General features: G+C 40.3%; 16 protein-coding genes and 4 pseudogenes. 4 read left to right on the top strand and 16 right to left on the bottom strand.

Annotated elements, in window-relative coordinates; all coding sequences use genetic code 11:
- Window positions 1–5 precede the first annotated feature (5 nt).
- Genes HDEF_RS00955 through HDEF_RS00965 form a run of 3 tightly spaced genes read left to right on the top strand, consistent with a single transcriptional unit; the run spans window position 6 to window position 3,975 of the window.
- Window positions 6–1,304, top strand: coding sequence for a cytosine permease (locus tag HDEF_RS00955; protein ID WP_407078890.1), 1,299 nt, complete (start codon window positions 6–8; stop codon window positions 1,302–1,304).
- Window positions 1,301–2,398 carry an S-methyl thiohydantoin desulfurase family protein gene (locus tag HDEF_RS00960; RefSeq protein ID WP_044612224.1) on the top strand — a complete coding sequence of 366 codons (1,098 nt, stop codon included), beginning with the start codon at window positions 1,301–1,303 and terminating at the stop codon, window positions 2,396–2,398. The genes HDEF_RS00955 and HDEF_RS00960 overlap by 4 nt, the downstream gene beginning before the upstream one ends.
- Window positions 2,399–2,409: 11 nt before the next feature.
- A complete protein-coding gene (locus tag HDEF_RS00965; protein WP_238526172.1) occupies window positions 2,410–3,975 on the top strand; it encodes a hydantoinase/oxoprolinase family protein in 1,566 nt (521 codons plus the stop codon).
- A 48-nt stretch (window positions 3,976–4,023) separates the two neighbouring features.
- On the opposite strand, the gene HDEF_RS00970 is transcribed toward HDEF_RS00965, so the two are convergent.
- The 3 genes from HDEF_RS00970 to HDEF_RS00980 all read right to left on the bottom strand — a co-directional run bounded on the left by HDEF_RS00970 (window position 4,024) and on the right by HDEF_RS00980 (window position 7,393).
- Entirely contained in the window at window positions 4,024–4,764 is a 741-nt protein-coding gene (locus HDEF_RS00970; RefSeq protein ID WP_044612225.1) for a helix-turn-helix transcriptional regulator, read from the bottom strand.
- Window positions 4,765–5,747: 983 nt separating this feature from the next.
- A complete protein-coding gene (locus HDEF_RS13660) occupies window positions 5,748–5,882 on the bottom strand; it encodes an antA/AntB antirepressor family protein (RefSeq protein ID WP_012737912.1) in 135 nt (44 codons plus the stop codon).
- Window positions 5,883–6,016: 134 nt separating this feature from the next.
- A complete protein-coding gene (locus HDEF_RS00980; protein ID WP_012737914.1) occupies window positions 6,017–7,393 on the bottom strand; it encodes a phosphohexomutase domain-containing protein in 1,377 nt (458 codons plus the stop codon).
- Window positions 7,394–7,584: 191 nt separating this feature from the next.
- On the opposite strand from HDEF_RS00980, the gene HDEF_RS00985 reads away from it, so the two are divergent.
- Window positions 7,585–7,806 (top strand): hypothetical protein, encoded by a 222-nt coding sequence (locus HDEF_RS00985; RefSeq protein ID WP_012737915.1) that lies wholly within the window; start codon window positions 7,585–7,587, stop codon window positions 7,804–7,806.
- A 49-nt stretch (window positions 7,807–7,855) separates the two neighbouring features.
- Here HDEF_RS00985 and HDEF_RS00990 read toward each other — a convergent pair whose 3' ends face one another.
- From HDEF_RS00990 to HDEF_RS01040, 13 genes and pseudogenes are all read right to left on the bottom strand, one after another.
- The gene (locus tag HDEF_RS00990) at window positions 7,856–8,287 is read right to left on the bottom strand and encodes a DUF29 domain-containing protein (protein WP_012737916.1); all 432 of its coding nucleotides are present in this window, start codon (window positions 8,285–8,287) and stop codon (window positions 7,856–7,858) included.
- Window positions 8,288–8,364: 77 nt separating this feature from the next.
- Window positions 8,365–9,327, bottom strand: coding sequence for an NAD-dependent epimerase/dehydratase family protein (locus HDEF_RS00995; RefSeq protein ID WP_012737917.1), 963 nt, complete (start codon window positions 9,325–9,327; stop codon window positions 8,365–8,367).
- 234 nt (window positions 9,328–9,561) lie between these two features.
- A pseudogene (locus HDEF_RS13665) lies at window positions 9,562–9,891 on the bottom strand (DUF6056 family protein); the annotation flags it as partial.
- Between the two features lie 96 nt (window positions 9,892–9,987).
- Window positions 9,988–11,415: a glucosyltransferase domain-containing protein gene (locus tag HDEF_RS01000; protein ID WP_012737919.1), complete on the bottom strand. Its 1,428-nt coding sequence runs from the start codon at window positions 11,413–11,415 to the stop codon at window positions 9,988–9,990.
- Window positions 11,416–11,421: 6 nt separating this feature from the next.
- Window positions 11,422–12,348: pseudogene (locus HDEF_RS01005) on the bottom strand (glycosyltransferase family 2 protein).
- A 38-nt stretch (window positions 12,349–12,386) separates the two neighbouring features.
- A pseudogene (locus HDEF_RS13595) lies at window positions 12,387–13,126 on the bottom strand (glycosyltransferase family 2 protein).
- Window positions 13,127–13,128: 2 nt separating this feature from the next.
- Window positions 13,129–14,446 (bottom strand): annotated as a pseudogene (locus tag HDEF_RS01015) (mannose-1-phosphate guanylyltransferase/mannose-6-phosphate isomerase).
- Between the two features lie 13 nt (window positions 14,447–14,459).
- A complete protein-coding gene (locus HDEF_RS12365) occupies window positions 14,460–15,377 on the bottom strand; it encodes an SIS domain-containing protein (protein ID WP_012737920.1) in 918 nt (305 codons plus the stop codon).
- A 169-nt stretch (window positions 15,378–15,546) separates the two neighbouring features.
- On the bottom strand, window positions 15,547–15,828 hold the full coding sequence (locus HDEF_RS13670) for a GHMP family kinase ATP-binding protein (protein WP_200488464.1): 282 nt from the start codon (window positions 15,826–15,828) through the stop codon (window positions 15,547–15,549).
- Between the two features lie 3 nt (window positions 15,829–15,831).
- Complete coding sequence (locus tag HDEF_RS12375; protein ID WP_171770458.1) at window positions 15,832–16,026, bottom strand: hypothetical protein; 195 nt, start codon at window positions 16,024–16,026, stop codon at window positions 15,832–15,834.
- 6 nt (window positions 16,027–16,032) lie between these two features.
- Window positions 16,033–17,946: an HAD-IIIA family hydrolase gene (locus tag HDEF_RS01030; RefSeq protein ID WP_425475042.1), complete on the bottom strand. Its 1,914-nt coding sequence runs from the start codon at window positions 17,944–17,946 to the stop codon at window positions 16,033–16,035.
- Window positions 17,947–17,965: 19 nt separating this feature from the next.
- Window positions 17,966–18,766: a glycosyltransferase gene (locus HDEF_RS01035; RefSeq protein ID WP_012737922.1), complete on the bottom strand. Its 801-nt coding sequence runs from the start codon at window positions 18,764–18,766 to the stop codon at window positions 17,966–17,968.
- A gap of 30 nt (window positions 18,767–18,796) precedes the next feature.
- Entirely contained in the window at window positions 18,797–19,783 is a 987-nt protein-coding gene (locus HDEF_RS01040) for an SDR family NAD(P)-dependent oxidoreductase (protein ID WP_012737923.1), read from the bottom strand.
- Between the last annotated feature and the right edge of the window lie 43 nt (window positions 19,784–19,826).

The following is a 19,826-nucleotide window of genomic DNA, read 5'->3' on the forward strand; positions in this document are numbered from 1 at the left end:
AAATTATGAAAAACAAATTACCTAATACCCATGATTTTTGTTTTATGCGCGTACCAGCGGATTGCCGCTCCAGTCTTTTTACCATGGTCATGGTGCGTATTGGCATTATGACGGCCCTTGGACAATTTATGCTGGGTGCCATGCTGGGCCATACTATGTCTTTTTATGATGCTTTGATGGCGACTTTTCTTGGCAGTATGCTGTTGGAATTCGTGAGTTTAGGACTTGGTATTGCCGGGGCACGTGAGGGGTTTTCTACCAGTCAATTAGCACGATGGTGCGGATTCGGCTTTTATGGATCATCTCTGGTCAGCATACTCATCGCTTTCAGTTTGATAGGCTGGTTTGGTGTACAGAATGCTATTTTAGCGAATGGTCTGAACTATGCCCTGAATAATAAGCCTGGATTTGTCATCTGTGCCCTACTGTCAGGACTGGGATTAACCGCATTAATGACATTCGGATTTCGAGCCCTGGGGTGGATAGCTATAGTTACAGTGCCCTTGTTTATGCTGGTCGTAGGCTGGATTGTCTGTGAACTGCTGGCGGGATATCATTTAATTGAGTTGATGACCACCCTGCCTACAGGAGAGCCGATGACATTAGGCATGGCAGCGACTGCCGTTGGAGGAGGCTATATCGTCGCCGCTGTCGCCACAGCTGATATTGGGCGCTATTGTCAAAATGGTCGTCATGTTTTCTGGATGATTACTTTGTCTATCATCGTCGGCGAATTCGTGGTAAACAGTATCGCGATACTTATCGCCCACGCTCTTAATACCTCCGACGTAGTGACTATTATGACACAGACAGCTGGCTGGATTGGTCTGTTGGCCGTCATACTGTCGGCGCTAAAAATCAATGATTCCAATCTTTATTCCTCTTCTCTGGCTCTGCTCAGTGCGGTAGAAGTCATCAGTGGTCGCAGGTTATCCTATGTCGGATTAACACTCGTGCTCGGTACAGCTGGCACATTGCTGACGGTGGCAGGTATTCTTGAAAAATTTACCGGTTTTTTACTGCTGCTGGGGGTCATGTTTCCTCCTGTCGCTGGTGTGATGTTGTGCGATTATTGGCTATTGAAAACTCATCGGGTGGAACTTGATGAAAGTCTTCGTCAGCAACAGCTGCCTGACCCAAAAATCCTTCCAGCCGTGGGTTGGAACGGAGTCATTGCTTGTTTGGCTGGGATCTTAACCGGGCTGATGATTAAGATGGGTATTCCCTCTTTGAATTCACTTTTGGTGTCGATAACGGTTTACGCGCTGCTTAACGGTTATCCCTTTAAAAAGGCTGTCAAATGACCTGGCTAGACTTGGAAGCGATAGAACATATTAGCTATGGTGCCTCTGTTCTCGCCAGTGGCGGCGGCGGAGATCCCTATATTGGTAAAATTATGGCACAGCAGGCAATTCAACAGCATGGGCCGATTCGGTTGCTTGACTCCGAGGCATTCCAACCGCACGAGCTGCTTTTATCCACTGGCATGATAGGCTCACCGACTGTTATGGTAGAAAAAATCCCAAACGGGGAAGAATCTATTGTCGCTTGCCAGTGTATGGAAAAGCACTTGGGCCGTACCATTGCTGGCATTTATCCTATTGAAGCAGGTGGTATTAACTCGCTGCTTCCACTGGCAACCGCCTGTCGTTTGGGATTACCTGTGGTCGACGTTGATGGCATGGGCCGTGCGTTTCCAGAATTTCAGATGACCACCTTTTATCTCGATGGGATTAACGTCTCAACCTTTATCATAGCAGATGAAAAATTGAACACCGTGTTGGTCGACGCTATCGACAGCCATCAGGCTGAAAAATTTGCCCGTGCAGTGACGGTGAAAATGGGAGGTGCCGCGATTTTTGCCGCTTCGCCTATTTCACCCACACAGGCAAGAAACTCAGGTATAAAAGGCACAATCAGTTTTATGCGGCATATCGGTAAAAGGATGGAGCAGGCTCGCGCAGCCAGAGAGAATTTAGTGGATACCTTGGTCGGTTTACTCAGAGGCCATGTTTTGTTTCGTGGCAAGGCAATACGGGTAAATCAGCACAGCGAAGATGGGTTTACTCGTGGGATAGCGATTTTTACAGGTGTAGACGAGAATGTCGGCGGTCGCTTTGAAGTGCTGTTTCAAAATGAATACCTTCTGGCAAAACAGGAAGAAATACCACTATGTATCACCCCTGATTTAATTATCCTGCTTGACGAGGACACGGGCTTGCCGGTTCTTGCTGAAAGGCTGAGTTATGGTATGCGTGTGGTGGTGATTGGGGCCCCTGCTGACGATAAATGGCGCACTTCGCGAGGTATCGAAGTATGTGGGCCAGGTTATTTTAACTACCCTGATGATTATAAACCCGTTGAGATGCTAGCGATGGCACCTAAAGGAGCGATCTAATGAATTATTCGATGGGTATTGATGTGGGGGGCACTCATACTGATGCGGTACTACTAAACTCTCAGCAGGAAATAGTGGCCTTTACTAAACAGCCCATCACTGCTGATGTGATGCAAGGCATTGGGCGCGCAGTTGAAGTCATCCTTGCCCAGTCGTCAATCAATCCCGCCCAAATTGATCGGGCGATGTTGGGTACAACCCACTGTACCAACGCTATAGTCGAACGCAAAAATCTTGAACCTGTAGCACACTTTCGTCTAGGTGCCCCCGCAACTCTGGCAGTGCTTCCTTTGGTTAATATACCGGCAAATTTTCGTGAAAAGTTATCGGTACATCTGTTTACCGTTTCAGGTGGATATCACTATGATGGTCAGCTACTGGCAGCACTCGATGAAGAAATGATCCGACGCCAGCTTTATTCGGTAAAAGGTCTGGTCAGCGCAGTTTCGGTTTGTGGTGTATTCTCCCCGGTGATGGATACTCAAGAACGTCTAGTGGGAGAAATAGCTCAGGAGATCTTGGGGCCTGATATTGCGATCTCTTTATCATCAGAAATCGGCTGTATCGGTTTACTCGAGAGAGAAAATGCAGCGATATTGAATGCAGCTCTCTGCGGTGTGGCTCAAAGTTTGACCAACGGATTTAAGGAAACGCTGTTGCAGCACAACATCAGTGCTCCGCTTTATTTTGGTCAAAACGATGGCACCTTAATGCCAGTCAAACAGGCACGACGCCTCCCCATTCTGACGATTGCTTCTGGTTCAACCAATAGCATCTGTGGTGCTGCCATGTTAACGGATCTTGAGGATGCACTGGTGGTAGATATTGGTGGCACCACTACTGATGTGGGTGTATTAAAAAACGGGTTCCCTCGTCAATCTTCGCTAGCAGCAGAAATTGGTGGAGTACGTACCAGTTTTCGTATGCCGGATATTACCTCGATCGGTCTAGGGGGTGGCTCTCTAGTGACTTTCGACTCTGATGGTACGATTCATGTGGGACCGAAAAGTGTAGGTTACCAGTTGACTCAGCATTCGCTCGTGTTTGGTGGTGACACCTTGACCGTGACCGATATCGCGGTAGCGAATGGTTGGGCTAATATAGGCGATCCGGGCAAACTGGCTCACCTTTGTTCCAAACAGGTGCAACGGGTCGCCTCCCACTATGTGGCAATGGTGGAGAGAACCCTGGAACGAATGAATACCTCACTTAGTGATATGCCGGTCATTTTGGTGGGCGGTGGAGCTTGCTTGTTACCCATCGGATTGCGAGGAGCTTCAAAGGTGATAAGGCCTGCGCATGCCTCAGTAGCGAATGCCACTGGTGTTGCGATTGCTAAGGTCAGTGGTAGTGTTGACACTATTGTTTCTACCGGTACTGAGACGCTGGAAGCTTGTTTGTTACAGGCGGAAAAACAGGCACGAAAAGCGGCAGTGGAAGCCGGAGCGATACCTGATACGGTCAGAATTATCGAGCTGGAATCTCTGCCACTTGGCTATATGCCGGGCAATACAGTGAGAATAAGGGCCAAAGCGGCGGGCACACTCAGTACTTGTCTCTCGCCAGCTCAGGACTAACGATCCCTGTTTTTTGTCAGGAATCGTTGAATGGAGATCATAGTGGCCCTACAGACTCATATCCAGTAGCTTACTGGCAGGGCTCAGAAGTTTCTGTGGAAAGTAATGATGATAACCTTTATCCCTGCAGTAATCGTTGAATTGAGACAAAGAGTGAGTCCCTGCTTTTTCGTAAATTACCTGTAGTTTATTTTCCACCGTACGGTGAGATAACCCCAGATGAAGAGCAATGAGCTTGCTACTCATATTTTGCAACACACAAAAAATAACCTCGAGTTCCTTTTCGGTAAATATGTTTTCCGGCGGATAAAATAAAAAATAACCGGGTTTAGCATCCTGTAATAATCGTTTTTTGAGTAAAATTTCCTCAACTTTTCTGGCGTGAAAAATGGTACCAATACACAGTCGGCTATGCGCTTCATAGAGTGGGTACTTGTCAAAATAATAAGGGCGCATCAATTGATCAGGTTCGTATGGGTGGATTTCAATCGAGCAAAGACGATCCTGTCGTTGCATTGTCTGGCGATCATGCTGTTGAAAGTGAGGGGCGAAATCTGCTATGGGTGAGGGTAATTGATCATCAAGGTGACCGACAATACAGAACGTTGCGGGATTAATATTAAGAAGACGGTAATATGCGCGATTAGCGTAAATATATTTTGAATCAACATCCTTGACTCCCCAAGGCTCCTGTGAAGTTTCCCATAACATCACGAACTGTGGCGGCAAAACATCAGAAACTTGAGTCGTATCAGGAAGAGAATTCGTGATTTTTTTTAGACTGTTCACATCAATGCACCCCGTTTTTTAGATTGCAGCTCCATATTGAGCGTTATTACAGCCTTTATAGTTTAAAGAGGCTCGATGTCATCCGTATTCTCCTCATTCTCCTCACGAATTTTATGGCAATTTAGGAATCCAGGGGATTGCCTGTCGTTGTTATCAGTAGAGTTTGCTTAAAAAAGGTAAATACACTGTTGCATGCCCGCTAAAACTCAATTTTTGATCATAACCACTAACATAAGTTTTTTTGCTTTGCAATGGTGTTTGATATGATTTTCAGTGCAATCAAGCTATCAATCACATTGAAGGTAGGGTGATAGATGGGTAAAAGTTTCAATGTTAGAGGTGAGAAGAGGATAGTGTATTCTTAGTACTTTTGAACGGAGTCACGCTGGTGATACTGGCAGCACAGGCGGTGCCTTATAAAATAAATGAGCACACGGACATCACTTTTAAAAAATTATAAGTTACTTTTTTGTTAACAGTGCCATAACAGAGTAATTTAAAAACGTTAAGAAAAGAAATGACAAAAAAGAAGCTGAAATCAAGTTTATTGAAGCGCCATCAAAAAATATAAAAAACGCGCACTTTATTTCATTTAATCAGTTTTTTACCTGATGGTTTTATAGCCTTTATTTTAGTTAAATAAAAATGAACCTTTTTAAAAAAAGATTAAAAATTTTTAATTTAAATTTACTAAAATGAGAGTGTATTATGTGCAAAATTTCAGAAATAACAACAGTTAATAGTTCAACATTGGGGTGCTCTAATAACTCGACAAAAAATTCAATGGCAGGGTTTATAACTGGGGTAAATAATGTCTATATAACTCTAAGAGAATTTTTCTCCAGCCTTTTTTTTAAAACCAGCAATAGAGAGTACAAATTTTCGGATAAAACTGAACAATGGATAACAGGAAATAAGGCTAACTCAAACCTCTCAGTTAAACCAGTGACAAGGGAGTATAACTTTGGGGCTAGTGACGACTCTCAATGGATGAAATAGTCGGACCGCTCCAGCATTGAAATCTCTTTCGCTTTCTCCAGGGTGAGGACATGGTTTTTGAACGGGTAGGCGGCATGAGGTCCAGAATGGCTAAAAATGAGATAATCTGTGTTTCCCACCCATTGTAGTGCTTGATATTATTTTTCATCCAGAAAGAAGATTATTTTTATTTCATATTCACCGTAAAGAACTGGGTAGTTTTTATAAAAACATTACGATTCAATGACTCAACTTTGTTAAAAGTGCCATATCATTATCGAGCATTTAATAACGTTAATATTTCAGCGGTTTTTTCGTCTAACAGCGCTTTATTGGCACGTGATTCTACATTAAGCCGAACCACAGGTTCCGTATTCGAAGAGCGAAGATTAAAACGCCAATCTTTAAATTCCATACTGATACCATCCGTTTCATCTACAGACAACGCATTTGGTTGATATGCGGCCCGAACACGCTCAATCGCCTGAGTCGGATTCGCCAACTGGCAATTAATTTCACCAGACACAGGATAAGCCGCCATGCGTTCTTCCACCAATTGTTGTAGTTTTTGGCCTTTGACACACAGGAGCTCGGCAATCAACAGCCAAGGGATCATCCCAGAGTCAGAGTAAGCAAAATCGCGAAAATAATGATGGGCACTCATCTCACCGCCATAAATGGCATCTTCTGAACGCATACGCTCTTTAAGAAACGCATGGCCTGTTCTCGACATAACCGCTTTACCCCCATACGCCTTCACTGTATCGATGGTGTTCCAGCTTAAACGGGGATCATGAATAATCCGGGCGCCCTGTTCTTTTTGTAAAAAAGCTTCTGCCAACAAGCCGACCATATAATAGCCTTCAATAAATTGGCCTCGATGATCAAAGAAAAAACAGCGATCGAAATCACCATCAAAGGCGATGCCCATATCAGCACCTTCTGCCAACACCGCATCGGAAGTCGCCTGGCGGCGTTCTGGCAAAAGCGGGTTTGGGATCCCGTTAGGAAAAGTGCCATCCGACTGATGATGCATTTTGACCAGTGTCAAAGACATTTTGAGCGTATTGAATCGATTTTCTAGCATATCAATCACAGGGCCTGCGGCGCCATTGCCACTGTTCACCACTAACTTTAAAGGCATAGTGAAATGGGCAGGCGTGATATAACTCATCAAATGATCGATATAGGCTGTCATGGTCGAGATTTTTTTATAACAGCCTGTCGAACGGTGTTCTAGAGGGGAGAATGCATTTAATTCAGCTAGTTTTTGGATCTCTTTGAGCCCTGTATCGCCACTGATAGGACGAGCCCCTTTTTGCACGAGTTTCATCCCATTATAATCGATGGGATTGTGGCTGGCAGTGACTTCAATACCCCCGTCCAAACCAAGATGAAAGGTAGCAAAATAGATTTCTTCTGTACCTGAGACACCGATATCCAACACATCTACACCGCCTGCTTGTAAACCGCGAGAGAGGGCGCACTTGAGGCTTTCGCTGCTTAAACGCACATCACCACCCACGACGACGGTTTTGGCTTTAGTCAATTCCGCATAAGCTCGACCAACGCGATAGGCGATTTCTTCATTGAGTTCTTCACCTAAGCGCCCACGGATATCATAAGCTTTAAAACAGGATAATTTAGGCATAATTGCGCTTTTAAAGTTATAAAATGAATGATTCATCGGAGAACAGTATCGGTTGAGTCCCGTATTGTCGTCGCCATGGGTAATATCAAACATATTTGATCAAGATTTGAAAAAATTGATTTTTTCACCCAAAGTGAATCATATCAATCCCACAAAATATTTTTCATCATTATGGAGGCTAAAGAATAGTTATGATCAAAACTCATTTGTTGACTTTTATTCTATTATTGATTGTTCACTTTAACGCACAGGCAGAGCAGATACCAAGATGTTTACTCAATGAGTTTTCTCTGTTTCAAAAAGATGATCTCAAAACCATGCCCAAAAAGGAGTTTATGAATACATCTTCAAAAGAAAATAAAAAAGAATGCTGGAATACAGGAGGCACTTTTCATGTTTTTATCTGTCATTAAAATTTTTTATTTTATGAAGATTTTTCATGTCTTCAAACAATCGAAACCATTATTCTGGGAAAAATTCATTATCCATAATTTGATCAAACGTCCAAGGGCATTGATCAGGAAAAACACTTTCTGAGAGGTTTGTTTCTTTTTCAGCAGAAAGCCTTGCGTACTGGTATACGATTATAAGACGCTTTTCTTTTTTATTTCTCAGACTAGGATTTTCATTCAAGCAATCGACAAATTTTCTACGTTGTTCTTTAATCGTCAGCAGCCAGCTTTTTCCTCTTCGGCTGGGTTGATATTGCCATTTAAGGAGATGAGACAGTAGCTTTTCAAGTCTAGATTCCAGCTCCCTGCGTTCACTTCGACCCATTGCCTCTATTTCCTCCAACAAATTTTCGGCATCTAACTCATTAAAACGTTTTGTACGGAGCAAATTTGCCTGTTCTTGGCTCCATCCATAAAAATCATCATCATAAAGTGTGGTCATTACTTCCTCCATTTTTTATGAGCATTAACGTCATGTTGACTCATTCTACATTGATCATCGGCATCAATCCGATTCATTCAAAATTCTTCACGCACTGTTCTGATAATCCCTTCTTTTAGAGATACGGGGGGTTTAAAATCATATTGTTTGATCTCATCTGATTTAAATTGGGTTCGAGCACAGAATTTCTCAATTCGAATACGGCTGATGGGATATTTTTCTCCTGTTATTTTAGCCAATAAATCGAAGCAGGAACCCGCCAATAAACCCAGGCTATAAGGCAACCGAAAATGATTTTTCTTTTTATTTAATGTATCGCAGATAATATCTGTTAATTCATTCATCGTAAAATCAGGTTTATCGACATAATTAAAGACGTAGCGCTGCTTGAGAGGCAAAGTGAGCACATACTGTAAAAATGCTGCTACGTTCTCGACATACGCCATCGATTTTTGATTCTCTCCCTTCCCGACCATCACAAATCGCCCTGAGGCAATCTGTTTAAACAGATTATAAACATTCCCCCGGTTATTTTCGCCAAACACCACGGTCGGCCTGACCGTAACCAAGGTTCGATTGAGATCTTTGGCCACCCATTCATCATAAACTTGCTCTGCGGCTAATTTTGATTTTCCATAATCATTAAAGGGATGATAAGCCCCGTCTTCGCCCGTTTCGTTTTCAACAAAACCATACACAGCCACGGAAGAAGTAAAAACCATATGCTGAATATTTAAACGCTCTGCGGCATCACACAGATTCTTTGCCCCTTGAACATTGACATCGTAGTACAGGCTCTTAGGTTCCACGTTATCTTGATGCTCAGCAGAAAGATTTATAATCATATCGATGCCTAACAAAGTTTTATCTAAGCTGGATGGTTGAGTCACATCAGCAAATTGCCATTTTTCAGGAAAGGCGGCGCTTTTATTTTTATCTAAAATAACAAAATCATTATTCGCCTCGACTAAACGCTGGCATAAACGAGTGCCAATAAAACCGGAGCCACCTAAAATGGCGATTTTTTTTGATGTTTTCAATTTTTTACCTTTATTTATTAAATCTCTTAAAAAATTAAATCAGTAAAATGAACTTATTTTATAAGATTGCTCCAGCAGAGATTAGATTGAAATCAGTTCTTTTTTTAAAAAATTATATCAATTAATAAAAATTGTTTTATCAACAGTTCTTATTCCTGTATTAATATCATAAAAAGCAGCAATAAACATGTTCTTCCACATATAATTTGCTCATCCGACAATCCAGAAAGATGTTTATCCAGGATTTGGATTTGCGATCCAATAAAGTATGAAAATAAGCAAAAATGACATTACTGAAAACGTATTTTTATTATTAAAGATTTTTACAGGAATTAAAGAGATAAAATATATCAGGAGAAAAAAAGCTAAGATATTTATTGTCGAGTAAACTGTATTATTAAAACTCAGTAAAATGCTACTAATATAGTCTGTAACGAATCCTCCACTCCATCCTAAATAATGTCCCAAGTGAGCGGATGGAGAAAAACCCATCAAATAATATGCATAATCATCAGAATGCATGGGTATATGCAATGATGGAATCAATATAATTATAAAAAAATAATTAAAGTAAACAACTTTTTAAGTTTTAATTATTTCGTTTTTGAATAGTTCATTTTTTACCTTTAATTATTAATATTTTTATAACATTAAGCTTATTTAATCACATTTTTCCTTGTTAAAATCTATGACAATATTTTTTAAATCACTTCTAATAATGTAATGGTGATGAGTATCGGTAATAGGGATCAAACATTTTTTATTACGAGCTGATTTTGATTCTTCAGGGGTTGGTAGATGTCTTCCATTATTAATTATACCGTTTAAGTTTAATAAAAGACCAATCCAAGATTCAGAAAAGTGATGAGGTATTATTGAGTTAAGGAAAGGAAAATTCTTTTTAGCAATTTTTACCTCAGACGACTCAGTAAGAATACCATCAACAACTATCTTCTGGTCTTTAATGTCAATTTTATTAAAAATTCTACGGGCCATTTCTAATTCATATTTGTTTTGAGATAATAAAGCATTTGAGTAATTAGACATAATGGGTAATGCTGTGAGAAAAATAAATGTACCGATATAGGTACACATTTTATTTGACAGTCTTGAAATAAAAATTAAACATCCATATGGAATAAAAGATATACCAATAAGAACTCTTGGTGAAACATTTGTATTTTTAAGAAGTAAGGGAATTAATATACTTATAACTGGTAATCCAAATAATAAAAATATTAATATTAATTTATTGATGATTTTTACAGGTGAAAATAAAAAAAGAATGACAGATAAAAATGTTAATGTAGATAATCCATATACATTAAATTTTGTTATGCCATAATTTAGTATGGATACAGTATTTTTTACGAGTCTTATGTTATTTTTTATTAATTCAAATGGGTTTGATGTAGAAAAAACCAAATCAGATCTATATTCATCAATTTGTATTGAAAATAATATTTGAATTATTTTAAACATCAGCAGAAAGATAAAAAAACTCACTATTGATAAAAAAATATTTTTAATTACTTCCTGGTGTTTGTTGTCAATCAAATCTCTAATCGATTTTATGATACATAGCATAGGATATATGCTAATAGAAGACTGATAAGTGAAAGCTGAAACTAAAAGCCCTATTATTGATAATATTATAAATATATATTGATTACTAAAAAATAAAAAAGGAATAATACAAGCTATGACTGATATTGACATAGGTAAACAATCATAACGATAGGAAAGATTTTGTAAAATAAAGGGGCTCACTAAAGGGATGAAAGAACATATTTTTATTTTTTTTTGATCTTCTATTCCTGATATCTTGCAAGTAAAATACCCTGAGGTGGTGAATATCAATGCCGATAGAATAGTGGTATAAGGAAATAAATCGCCTATAGTTGTGTTTAAAGAAAGCATTTGCATCAATAAAGTTGATAGAATTCTTCCATCATAGCTATGGTTCCAACCATACCCAGACATGGCCCTACCCATATCATCGATGTAATACACATTTGCCAGGATTAATGGAAATATATATATCAGTGTCAGTACTAGATAAAAAATCATATTTTTATTATCTTTCATAATTTACTATTTACTCCTTGTAATACTTTCTATGATATATCGTGGCCTCTTTTTACTTTCCATATAAATCCTGCCTATATACTCACCCAACACACCGATACCAATGAGCTGAACGCCTCCAAGGAAAAGAATGGCTGTCATCAAAGAGGGGTATCCAGGAACAGGATTACCCCATATCAACTTATTAAAAATCATCCATGCCGCATAGATAAAAGCAACACCAGAAACGACAAGCCCGAGATATGACCAAATACGTAAGGGAACAGTCGAAAATGAAGTGATCCCTTACAAAGCAAGATTCCATAATTTCCAACCATTAAATTGACTGACACCGGCAATACGTTCTGCTCGAGTATATTCGACAATGTCTGTTCTAAAGCCTACCCAACTGAGTATGCCTTTCATAAATAAATTTCGTTCTGGCAGGGCTTTAATCTCGTCGACAACTTGACGAGAAAGCAAGCGGAAATCCCCTACGTTCTCTTCTATTTTTTGCGAAGATATTTTGTTATGTACTTTATAAAACATCGAAGCACTCATACGCTTCAAATAGCTATCTGCAGGGCGTTTTGACCTTTTGGCCAAGACCACATCAGCGCCTTTTTGCCATTTTTCAATCATCAGAGGGATCACATCAATCGGATCCTGCAAATCAACATCTATCGGGATCACCAACTCACCAGTAGCATGAACCAACCCTGCAAAAAGAGCCGATTCTTTGCCAAAATTTCTTGAAAAATTAATCAAAGTAACAAGAGGATCGGCCAGTGATAACGCGCCAGCAATATCAGAGGTTTTATCTCGACTACCATCATTGATGAATATGATTTCAACTACATACTGAGAAAAGGGCTTAAACTGGCGAACAGTTTGATAAAAAATGGGAATGGCATCTTCTTCATTAAAAACAGGAACAATCAAAGAGATTTTCATTTTTACTCCTGTAATCCTGAAATAAAAAATTTTTATCATTAAAAAAATTGAGGCAATTTATATAATTTTTTCTTTATAAACGTGATAAATCCGCCTAACTGATAACGCTGTATGACTATCATCTCCTCTTTAAACGAGGCATATTTATCTGAGAGACGTGTGCTAATGCCCCCCATTTTCATATAAACCAATATTTTGGGAATATAAACCACCGTTATTTTTTTTATCAGCATATAACGCACCATGGCATCATAATCTGCGGCAATTTTTAAGCTGAGATCATAGCCACCTAATGATTGGTAACATGACCTTTTCATATAAAAGGTGGGATGAGGGAGCATCCAACCTTGGTAAAACTTTTTATCAGTATATTCTCCACTGATCCAGGTTCGGACTAATCGCCTTTTTCCAAAGCGCGGGATATAGGCTAAATCACCATAAATGGCATCAGGATCATGCGTTTTAAAAGTATGGGCAATATCCGCTAATGCCTTATCATAAGCAAAGCAATCATCGGCATGGAGTAGGCCAATAATATCTCCTGTCGCTAATGAAATACCTTTATTGAGCGCATCGTAAGTGTCTTTATCTTTTTCTGATATGACTCGAGAGACACGTTGCCCATATTGTTTTTTATCAATGCCAAGGTGTTATCGGTTGAGGTGCCATCTACAATAATGTGTTCAATATCACGATAGGTCTGCTGATTGATGGATGTCAGCGTATCCAGAATCGTCAGTTCACTATTATAGGTGGCCGTAATAATCGTTATTTTCATTATTATTTTTTATCGTTAATAGAATTAATCCGTTTTATATCTCGTTCATCAAGGATAGCCCCTGTATGAACTTCAATAATTTCAAGCGGGTTTATTTTACAGGCGTTTTCAATCGCATGAGCTACCCCTGCAGGAATGTAAGTTGATTCGTTTTCTTTTAACAAATAGGTTCTGTCATCATGGTACACTCTGGCAGTACCTGAAACAACAACCCAATGTTCCGGTCGATGATAATGAATCTGCGTGGCGGTGCGCTCTTTAGGTTTCACGATCACTTTTTTGACACGATAATGTGCCCCTTCGGCTATCACCTCATGAGATCCCCAAGGGCGATAGACTTTTTTATGTTTTAAATATTCACTCCGGCCTTTGTTTTTAAGCTGATCGACTATTTGCCTGACCCTTTGCACCTGATCTTTATGTGCTACCAGTACCGCATCTTTCGTTTCGATCACGACTAAATTGTTAACACCCACCGTGGTAACCAGCTTACTTTGAGAATAAATATAACTGTTATAAGTTGTATCGGTTAACACATCGCCCTGCACGTTATTCCCTTGCGCATCTTTATCATTTACTTCCCATAGCGCCGACCAACTTCCTATATCGCTCCAACCTGCTTTCAAAGGCACCACGACCGCATCAGAAGTTTTTTCCATCACGGCATAATCTACTGAATCATCAGGGCAAACTTGAAAAGCCGTTTCATCTAAACGAATAAAATCGAGATAGATCATGATGCGCGCAGTAACGCCTTTTGGCAAGCTATGAGAATATCAGGCCTATGCTGGTTTAGCTCTTCCAGATAACGGGAAGCTTTAAAAAGAAAGAGGCCCGAGTTCCAATCATAACCACCGGCCTCTAAATACTGTTTTGCTGTTGCCAAATCGGGTTTTTCAACAAACCTTAAAACTTTATAGGCATGATCACCCACATTTTCGCTTCTCTGGATATAACCGTATCCTGTTTCTGGAGAATTTGGCACAACACCAAAAGTCACTAATTTACCTTCTGAAGCCAGAGGTTGTGCAATTTGAATCGCACGAATAAAAGCGGAATCATCTTGAATGCGGTGAATCCGCAGCCAACACCAAAAAGTAACGAATCTTCCCCCTTGTTGCTTGCATATAGCGCGGCCAAGGTAATCGCAGGGGCAGTATTCCGCCCTACTGGTTCTAATATAATTCCACTGTGTGACAAAGTTTGTTGTAATAAGGTTAATTCAGAAGTGAGTGTTAAAAATTGCTTAGGATAAAGCTCACGGGAGAGAGGCCACAAGCGACTGCTCGAGCCTCCGGCTATGATAATGTGGAGACTCATAATAATGAGTCCCTTACAATATGCTCAAAGCTTTCATTACCATATGACCGAACATCAAGTGGACATCTTCGCAAAGCTGCATATCAAATGTAGGAACTAAAACAGAATATTTTGCTTGATGTATTAATTTCCCTCCGTCATATCCGACCACCCCTAAGGTGTCAATATTATTTGCATTCGCGTATTCAACAGCGCGTAAAATATTAGAAGAATTTCCACTCCCACTGATCGCAACAAGGAGATCTCCTTCATCCGCTATTGCTGCCAATTGTCCTGAAAATATATCTTCATAAGAAAGATCGTTTCCAAAAGCGGTGATGAGCCCCATGTTGTCACAAAGAGAGAGCCCCCGAAATTTCTTGCCAGTCGCAAGATTCACCATCTTGTTCCAATCGGTAATATAGTGTGATGCGGTAGATGCACTCCCTCCATTCCCGCAGGTGATGATTTTTTTGTTGGCAAAAAATTTTTCTTTAATAAGCTGAATCCCTGCTTCAAAAGCATTCAGATTAAGTTCTTTTCCCAGATTGGCGTGAGAAATTAAATAATCAGAGATATTAAAATTTTTTTTATCAGTCACAATATCTGTCCTTCGGAAGGTTGATAAAAAACGAATTTGAGCACCATTTCGATCAAATCGAAATTTGATAGATTGTAAATCGTTCATGGCTTTTTTGATCCTGTCATGCGTTTCTGGTGGGGCAAAGAACAGGATACATCTCCCATTATCTGCCCCCAAAATTTTTCCACCTAAAGCGGCGCCATGAGTCATGCCTTTTTGATACCAATCATCAATTTGAGGATCCGTAATGCCATTAGCCAACTGAGATTTAAGACGCCAATTCTCGTCTAGCATAGCGCCAAAATTTTTTAAAGAATGAGACTCGAGTTCTTTCTTAATCTCAAAAGCCAGTTCAACCATACGCCGCATTAATGGTTTACAATCAGAACAAGCGATTGCTTTCGATTGTTGTGCAAGAATGGCGGATGCACTGCGTGTTCTACTCGGTATAGAAAACCAGAATAGATGATTCTAACTCCCTTAATAATTCAGGTTTGCAAATAACTGGGTCCACCGATACTGATTCATCAGCGTGGAATCATATCAGATTAAGTCCGCCATAAGCCGCCACATATTGATCTTGCTTACCTATGGGTTCACCACATTTTACGATCTCTATTTGACAAGCCTGTCTTGCTAAGGTCTCCTTGGAGACAAAAGAGTTTTTGAACGCATACAACGCATTTAATAGACCCACTGTGTAGGTGCTGGAAGAGCCTAACCCCGATCCTTTTGAAGGAATATCGGCTATCGAGCTGATTTCAAGGCCACCTGATATGCCTGTGAGCGTCAGTGCTGCACGTACGAGCGGATGTTGAATTTGTCAGGGGAAGTCTACTTCTTCTGTTTTCGAATAATTAATCCTGATCCCTGCGTCAAATTTTTTATTCACACAAATGTACATATATTTGTCGATTGAAGTGGAGAGAACGGCTCCCAGCTCTTCTCGATAAAAGGCCGGTAAATCACTTCCCCCACCGACAAAGCTCATTCGCAAGGGAGTTTTACTGACTATCATTTTTTATTAATCCGAAAAAGTGATGCTATAACGAGAATACTGTGCAGCGGCCAATACATCCGGTACTTCATCCTCTTCCCGAGAGGCGATACATTGATCAATCTCAGAGGCATCATAACCTCGCCACTGATATTCAAAATGCATTCGTTGGTGTCGAATTTTTTGGGAAACATCTAGGTGTAGTCTATGCGGGGTCATTTCTCTTAAGGCGGGATGCAGCAAAGCGGGAACCCCTTCTAATATCAGAAGATCATCAGGCCCAATCGAAAGAGAGCGAGTCGAAACTCGCTCTCTTTTTTTTCGATCCCACAGCGGAAGTTCTAAGTTAACGCGTTTATCTGTGCTCAGTAATGTTTTTAAAAAAGAAATCAAACGATCAAGATCGTAACGTGATAAGACCCCTCCGCCCTCTCTGCGCTGCTCTTTTGCTTTAAGCCAGGCATCTAATGGAAGAACGTGAACGGTGCGCCCCATCGCTTCCATTAATTCTTTCAGCACTTGAGATGCCATGGTTTTACCCGAGCGCGAAGGCCCGCCCATCAGCATCATACGAGACTCTTGTAACTCGATGGCAACCGGCATCAATCTTTTTACGACATAGGCATGACCGGATAAAATCCAGTCTACCGCAGACAGAATGTCATCACAGATATAATCAGGAATTACTGGATATTTGTTGTCTAGCCCAGCATGGCCCGTGCGCAACAATATGGTACGTACGCCCGCGCGCTGACCCGCCAATATATCGCTGGTGGTATCCCCTATGATCCAGGAAGGCCGACGATCAATATTCAATTCCTTGATGGCTTGATCAAGAAGTCCTGAGTTAGGTTTTCGGCAATTGCATACTTTTTTAAGCTCAGGGATTTCTCCTGAAAAGCCTGAGTCTGGATGATGGGGACAAAGGTAAAGGCGATCAAGATAAGCTTGGTCTTGCCCAAGCAAGTGATCCAGGTGAGCGTGAATCTGACGCATGTCTTCCCAAGTGGCCGTTCCTCTGGCAAGTACAGATTGATTTGTCACACAAATAGCCAGATATCCGGCACGGTTAAGCCGATGAACCGCTTGACCCGCCCCTGGCAAAAGCTCAAGCTGTTTTGCAGAAGACAAATAATTCACTTCTTTATTGAGCGTACCATCTCTGTCGAGAAAAACCGAAACACGTTGCTGACGAAAAGATAATCGCTCTGGCAAACCCGACATCAGATCTTGCTCTACTTTCTTTAAGCGCTCTGGTGTACCTGTATCTTTGATGTATTCGAGGGTAATGTAAGCCTTAAATTTATACCCTTCTGTTATCATTGATTGAATGATATCTTTAACGAGGTCATATTGACCCTGAGCTGGAATGAAGTCTATCAAATACTTTTTTTGTAGTACGAAAAGTGCTGCATTTGAAACATTTTCATAACACACGTCTGTTGGGTGAGGATAAGGTCTTATGGCCTTAATATAGTTGGCTTCGTCAAGTTGCAATAAATCTGAATGATGAGAATAATCGCAAGGATGCGCTACAAGCGTTCCTACAGCATCGGTTTCAATTCCCGCCTGCCATAAACGTTTCAAATCGATATCAGCATAAGTATCGGCATAAAGCACTAAAAATTTATCTTTCAATACATGAAGAGCATCTCTCAGTGCACCTGCTGTGCCCCTCGCATCGGCCTCTTCAATATAAGCAATTTCAACGCCCCACCTTGAGCCATCACCAAAGTAGGAGCGTATTACTGCTGCTTGATAGTGGACTAATAATGCAATTCGCTCAAAACCGTGCTGTTTACATAATTCAATTTGGTGCTCAAGAACGGGTTTATCTAATATTGGCACCATAGGTTTGGGTAAAGAGCCCATCATCGACTTTAATCTGGTACCTAACCCTCCCGCCAATATAGCGACCTGACAATCCATGATATTCCTCAAAAACGTGATTGAATAGAATTTATTGAGGGCGAAGCATCAGTGCCTTGTAAATAAATTCATATATTTTTTTTGGTAAAAAAGCCCAGCATCCAATCATAACGATGCCTGAAACACGGCGAATGAAATAATTTAATTTAAAATTTTTAATCCTTGCCTTGAGATTAAAACGCCAATTAACATGGGCTCGATTTAAGGTTGACTGCCTATATTGGATGAGGATTTTGTCAAGATTAGCGAATTTTATACCTTTGTTAATCAGTCGAAGCCATAATTCTAAATCCTCAGCATATTTAAAGGTTGTATCGTAGCCACCTAAGTTCAATACCAGATCACGCTTGAACATCACAGTAGGATGTGCAAGAGGATTGATAAAATGACTTTTTTTGATGATGTCATTGTGAGCCTTGGGATAAAATTTAAACCCCAATCTATTTAAAGAGTCATCAACAATTTCAACAGCACCACCCAATACGTCGATGTCTTTATTCTTAGATAAAAATTCAATCTGTTGAGCAAGTCTATCTGGCATACAGATATCATCGGCATCAAACCTTGCAACCCAATCGCCGCGAGCCTTTTGAAGCGCTAAATTTAGACTGGCCGCCAATCCCAGCCTGTTTGGCTGCTTAACATAAATAAAGCGGCTATCTTGTAAACAAAGTTGTTTACAAAAATCTGCGAGCGCTAGATCTGTGCTGTCATCAACCACAATGCATTCAAAATTTCTAAAAGTTTGTTTAAAGAGACTTTTCAAACTGGCTTCTAATACGTTAATTGATTCATTGAAGGTTGGAACAATGATTGAGACAAGAGGTTGCATAAATTTTCTACTGTTGTTAATAATGAATATTTATTGACCAAGCTGATCTGCTATTTCATTGATAGCAGATCGAACGGCTTCAGCAGATCCTAACTTTGGCTGCCAACCGTAGCTTTGCAGTTTTTCTGTTGAATAATGAAATTTAGGTACATCTCCAATCCAGCCTTTATTGCCTTTACCATATTTAATTTGAGCTAGCGGATTAATACGGGAAACCACCTGTTCTGCGATCCATTTTACGGTCACCCCTGTATCAATCGGCCCAATATTAATCACCTCACGTTTTGAGGTATCTGTTCTTGCTCTGAAGGCGATCATTGCAGAGATCAGATCTGAAACATGGAGGTAAGCTTTTTGCTGCGTACCATTTCCAAGCACTTCTAAACACTCAGGATTCGCGATAAGTTTATGAATAAAATCATAGATCACTCCATGTGTAGCGGGAGCCCCAACCACATTGGGGAATCTAAAAACACAAGCTTTATCAAGTTCAGCTTCACAAGAGGCACTGATCAATGCCTCTGAGGCTAATTTCATCGCACCATAATTCGAGATAGGCATCAAGGGCCCGATATTTTCATGCAACTGTTGATCACCCAGATCCCCGTATATAGCGGAACTCGAAGCAAAGTAAAGCTCTCTTACGCAATGTAATTTCATCGCTTTTAATATTTCCACCGTCGTTAGGAAGGTATCTTTAAGATCAATGTCTCCATCAGCAACGCCAGCAGAAATATCAGAATTGGCAGCAAGATGCCAAACCTCTGATATAGTGCCTTGCTTAGCGGCTTCTTCGAAGGTATATGATGTGTCATCACGCTGAGATAAATCGGCAGATAGCAACTTAAAATCAGGATTATTGACATGCCTTTCTAGATAACGCTTCTGTCCTCTGGAAAAATTATCAACCGCAACGACCCTTTTTCCTTCATTAAGCAGGCACTCACATAAATGAGAGCCAATAAAACCTGCAGCTCCTGCGACTAGGGATATAGGAATATTTTTTTTATTGTGCATTTAATTAGGGCCTAATGAAAATTAATCAAAAATTTTATTCAAA

Source organism: Candidatus Hamiltonella defensa 5AT (Acyrthosiphon pisum) (genome assembly GCF_000021705.1).
GTDB lineage: Bacteria > Pseudomonadota > Gammaproteobacteria > Enterobacterales > Enterobacteriaceae > Hamiltonella > Hamiltonella defendens.

Coding starts and splice junctions, on each gene's coding strand:
- HDEF_RS12375 (WP_171770458.1), bottom strand. CDS start 16,026: ATGATAGTCAGTAAAACTCCCTTGCGAATGAGCTTTGTCGGTGGGGGA.
- HDEF_RS00985 (WP_012737915.1), top strand. CDS start 7,585: ATGATCAAAACTCATTTGTTGACTTTTATTCTATTATTGATTGTTCAC.
- HDEF_RS00980 (WP_012737914.1), bottom strand. CDS start 7,393: ATGCCTAAATTATCCTGTTTTAAAGCTTATGATATCCGTGGGCGCTTA.
- HDEF_RS01035 (WP_012737922.1), bottom strand. CDS start 18,766: ATGCAACCTCTTGTCTCAATCATTGTTCCAACCTTCAATGAATCAATT.
- HDEF_RS01000 (WP_012737919.1), bottom strand. CDS start 11,415: ATGAAAGATAATAAAAATATGATTTTTTATCTAGTACTGACACTGATA.
- HDEF_RS00965 (WP_238526172.1), top strand. CDS start 2,410: ATGGGTATTGATGTGGGGGGCACTCATACTGATGCGGTACTACTAAAC.
- HDEF_RS00990 (WP_012737916.1), bottom strand. CDS start 8,287: ATGACCACACTTTATGATGATGATTTTTATGGATGGAGCCAAGAACAG.
- HDEF_RS01040 (WP_012737923.1), bottom strand. CDS start 19,783: ATGCACAATAAAAAAAATATTCCTATATCCCTAGTCGCAGGAGCTGCA.
- HDEF_RS00960 (WP_044612224.1), top strand. CDS start 1,301: ATGACCTGGCTAGACTTGGAAGCGATAGAACATATTAGCTATGGTGCC.
- HDEF_RS12365 (WP_012737920.1), bottom strand. CDS start 15,377: ATGCGGCGTATGGTTGAACTGGCTTTTGAGATTAAGAAAGAACTCGAG.
- HDEF_RS00955 (WP_407078890.1), top strand. CDS start 6: ATGAAAAACAAATTACCTAATACCCATGATTTTTGTTTTATGCGCGTA.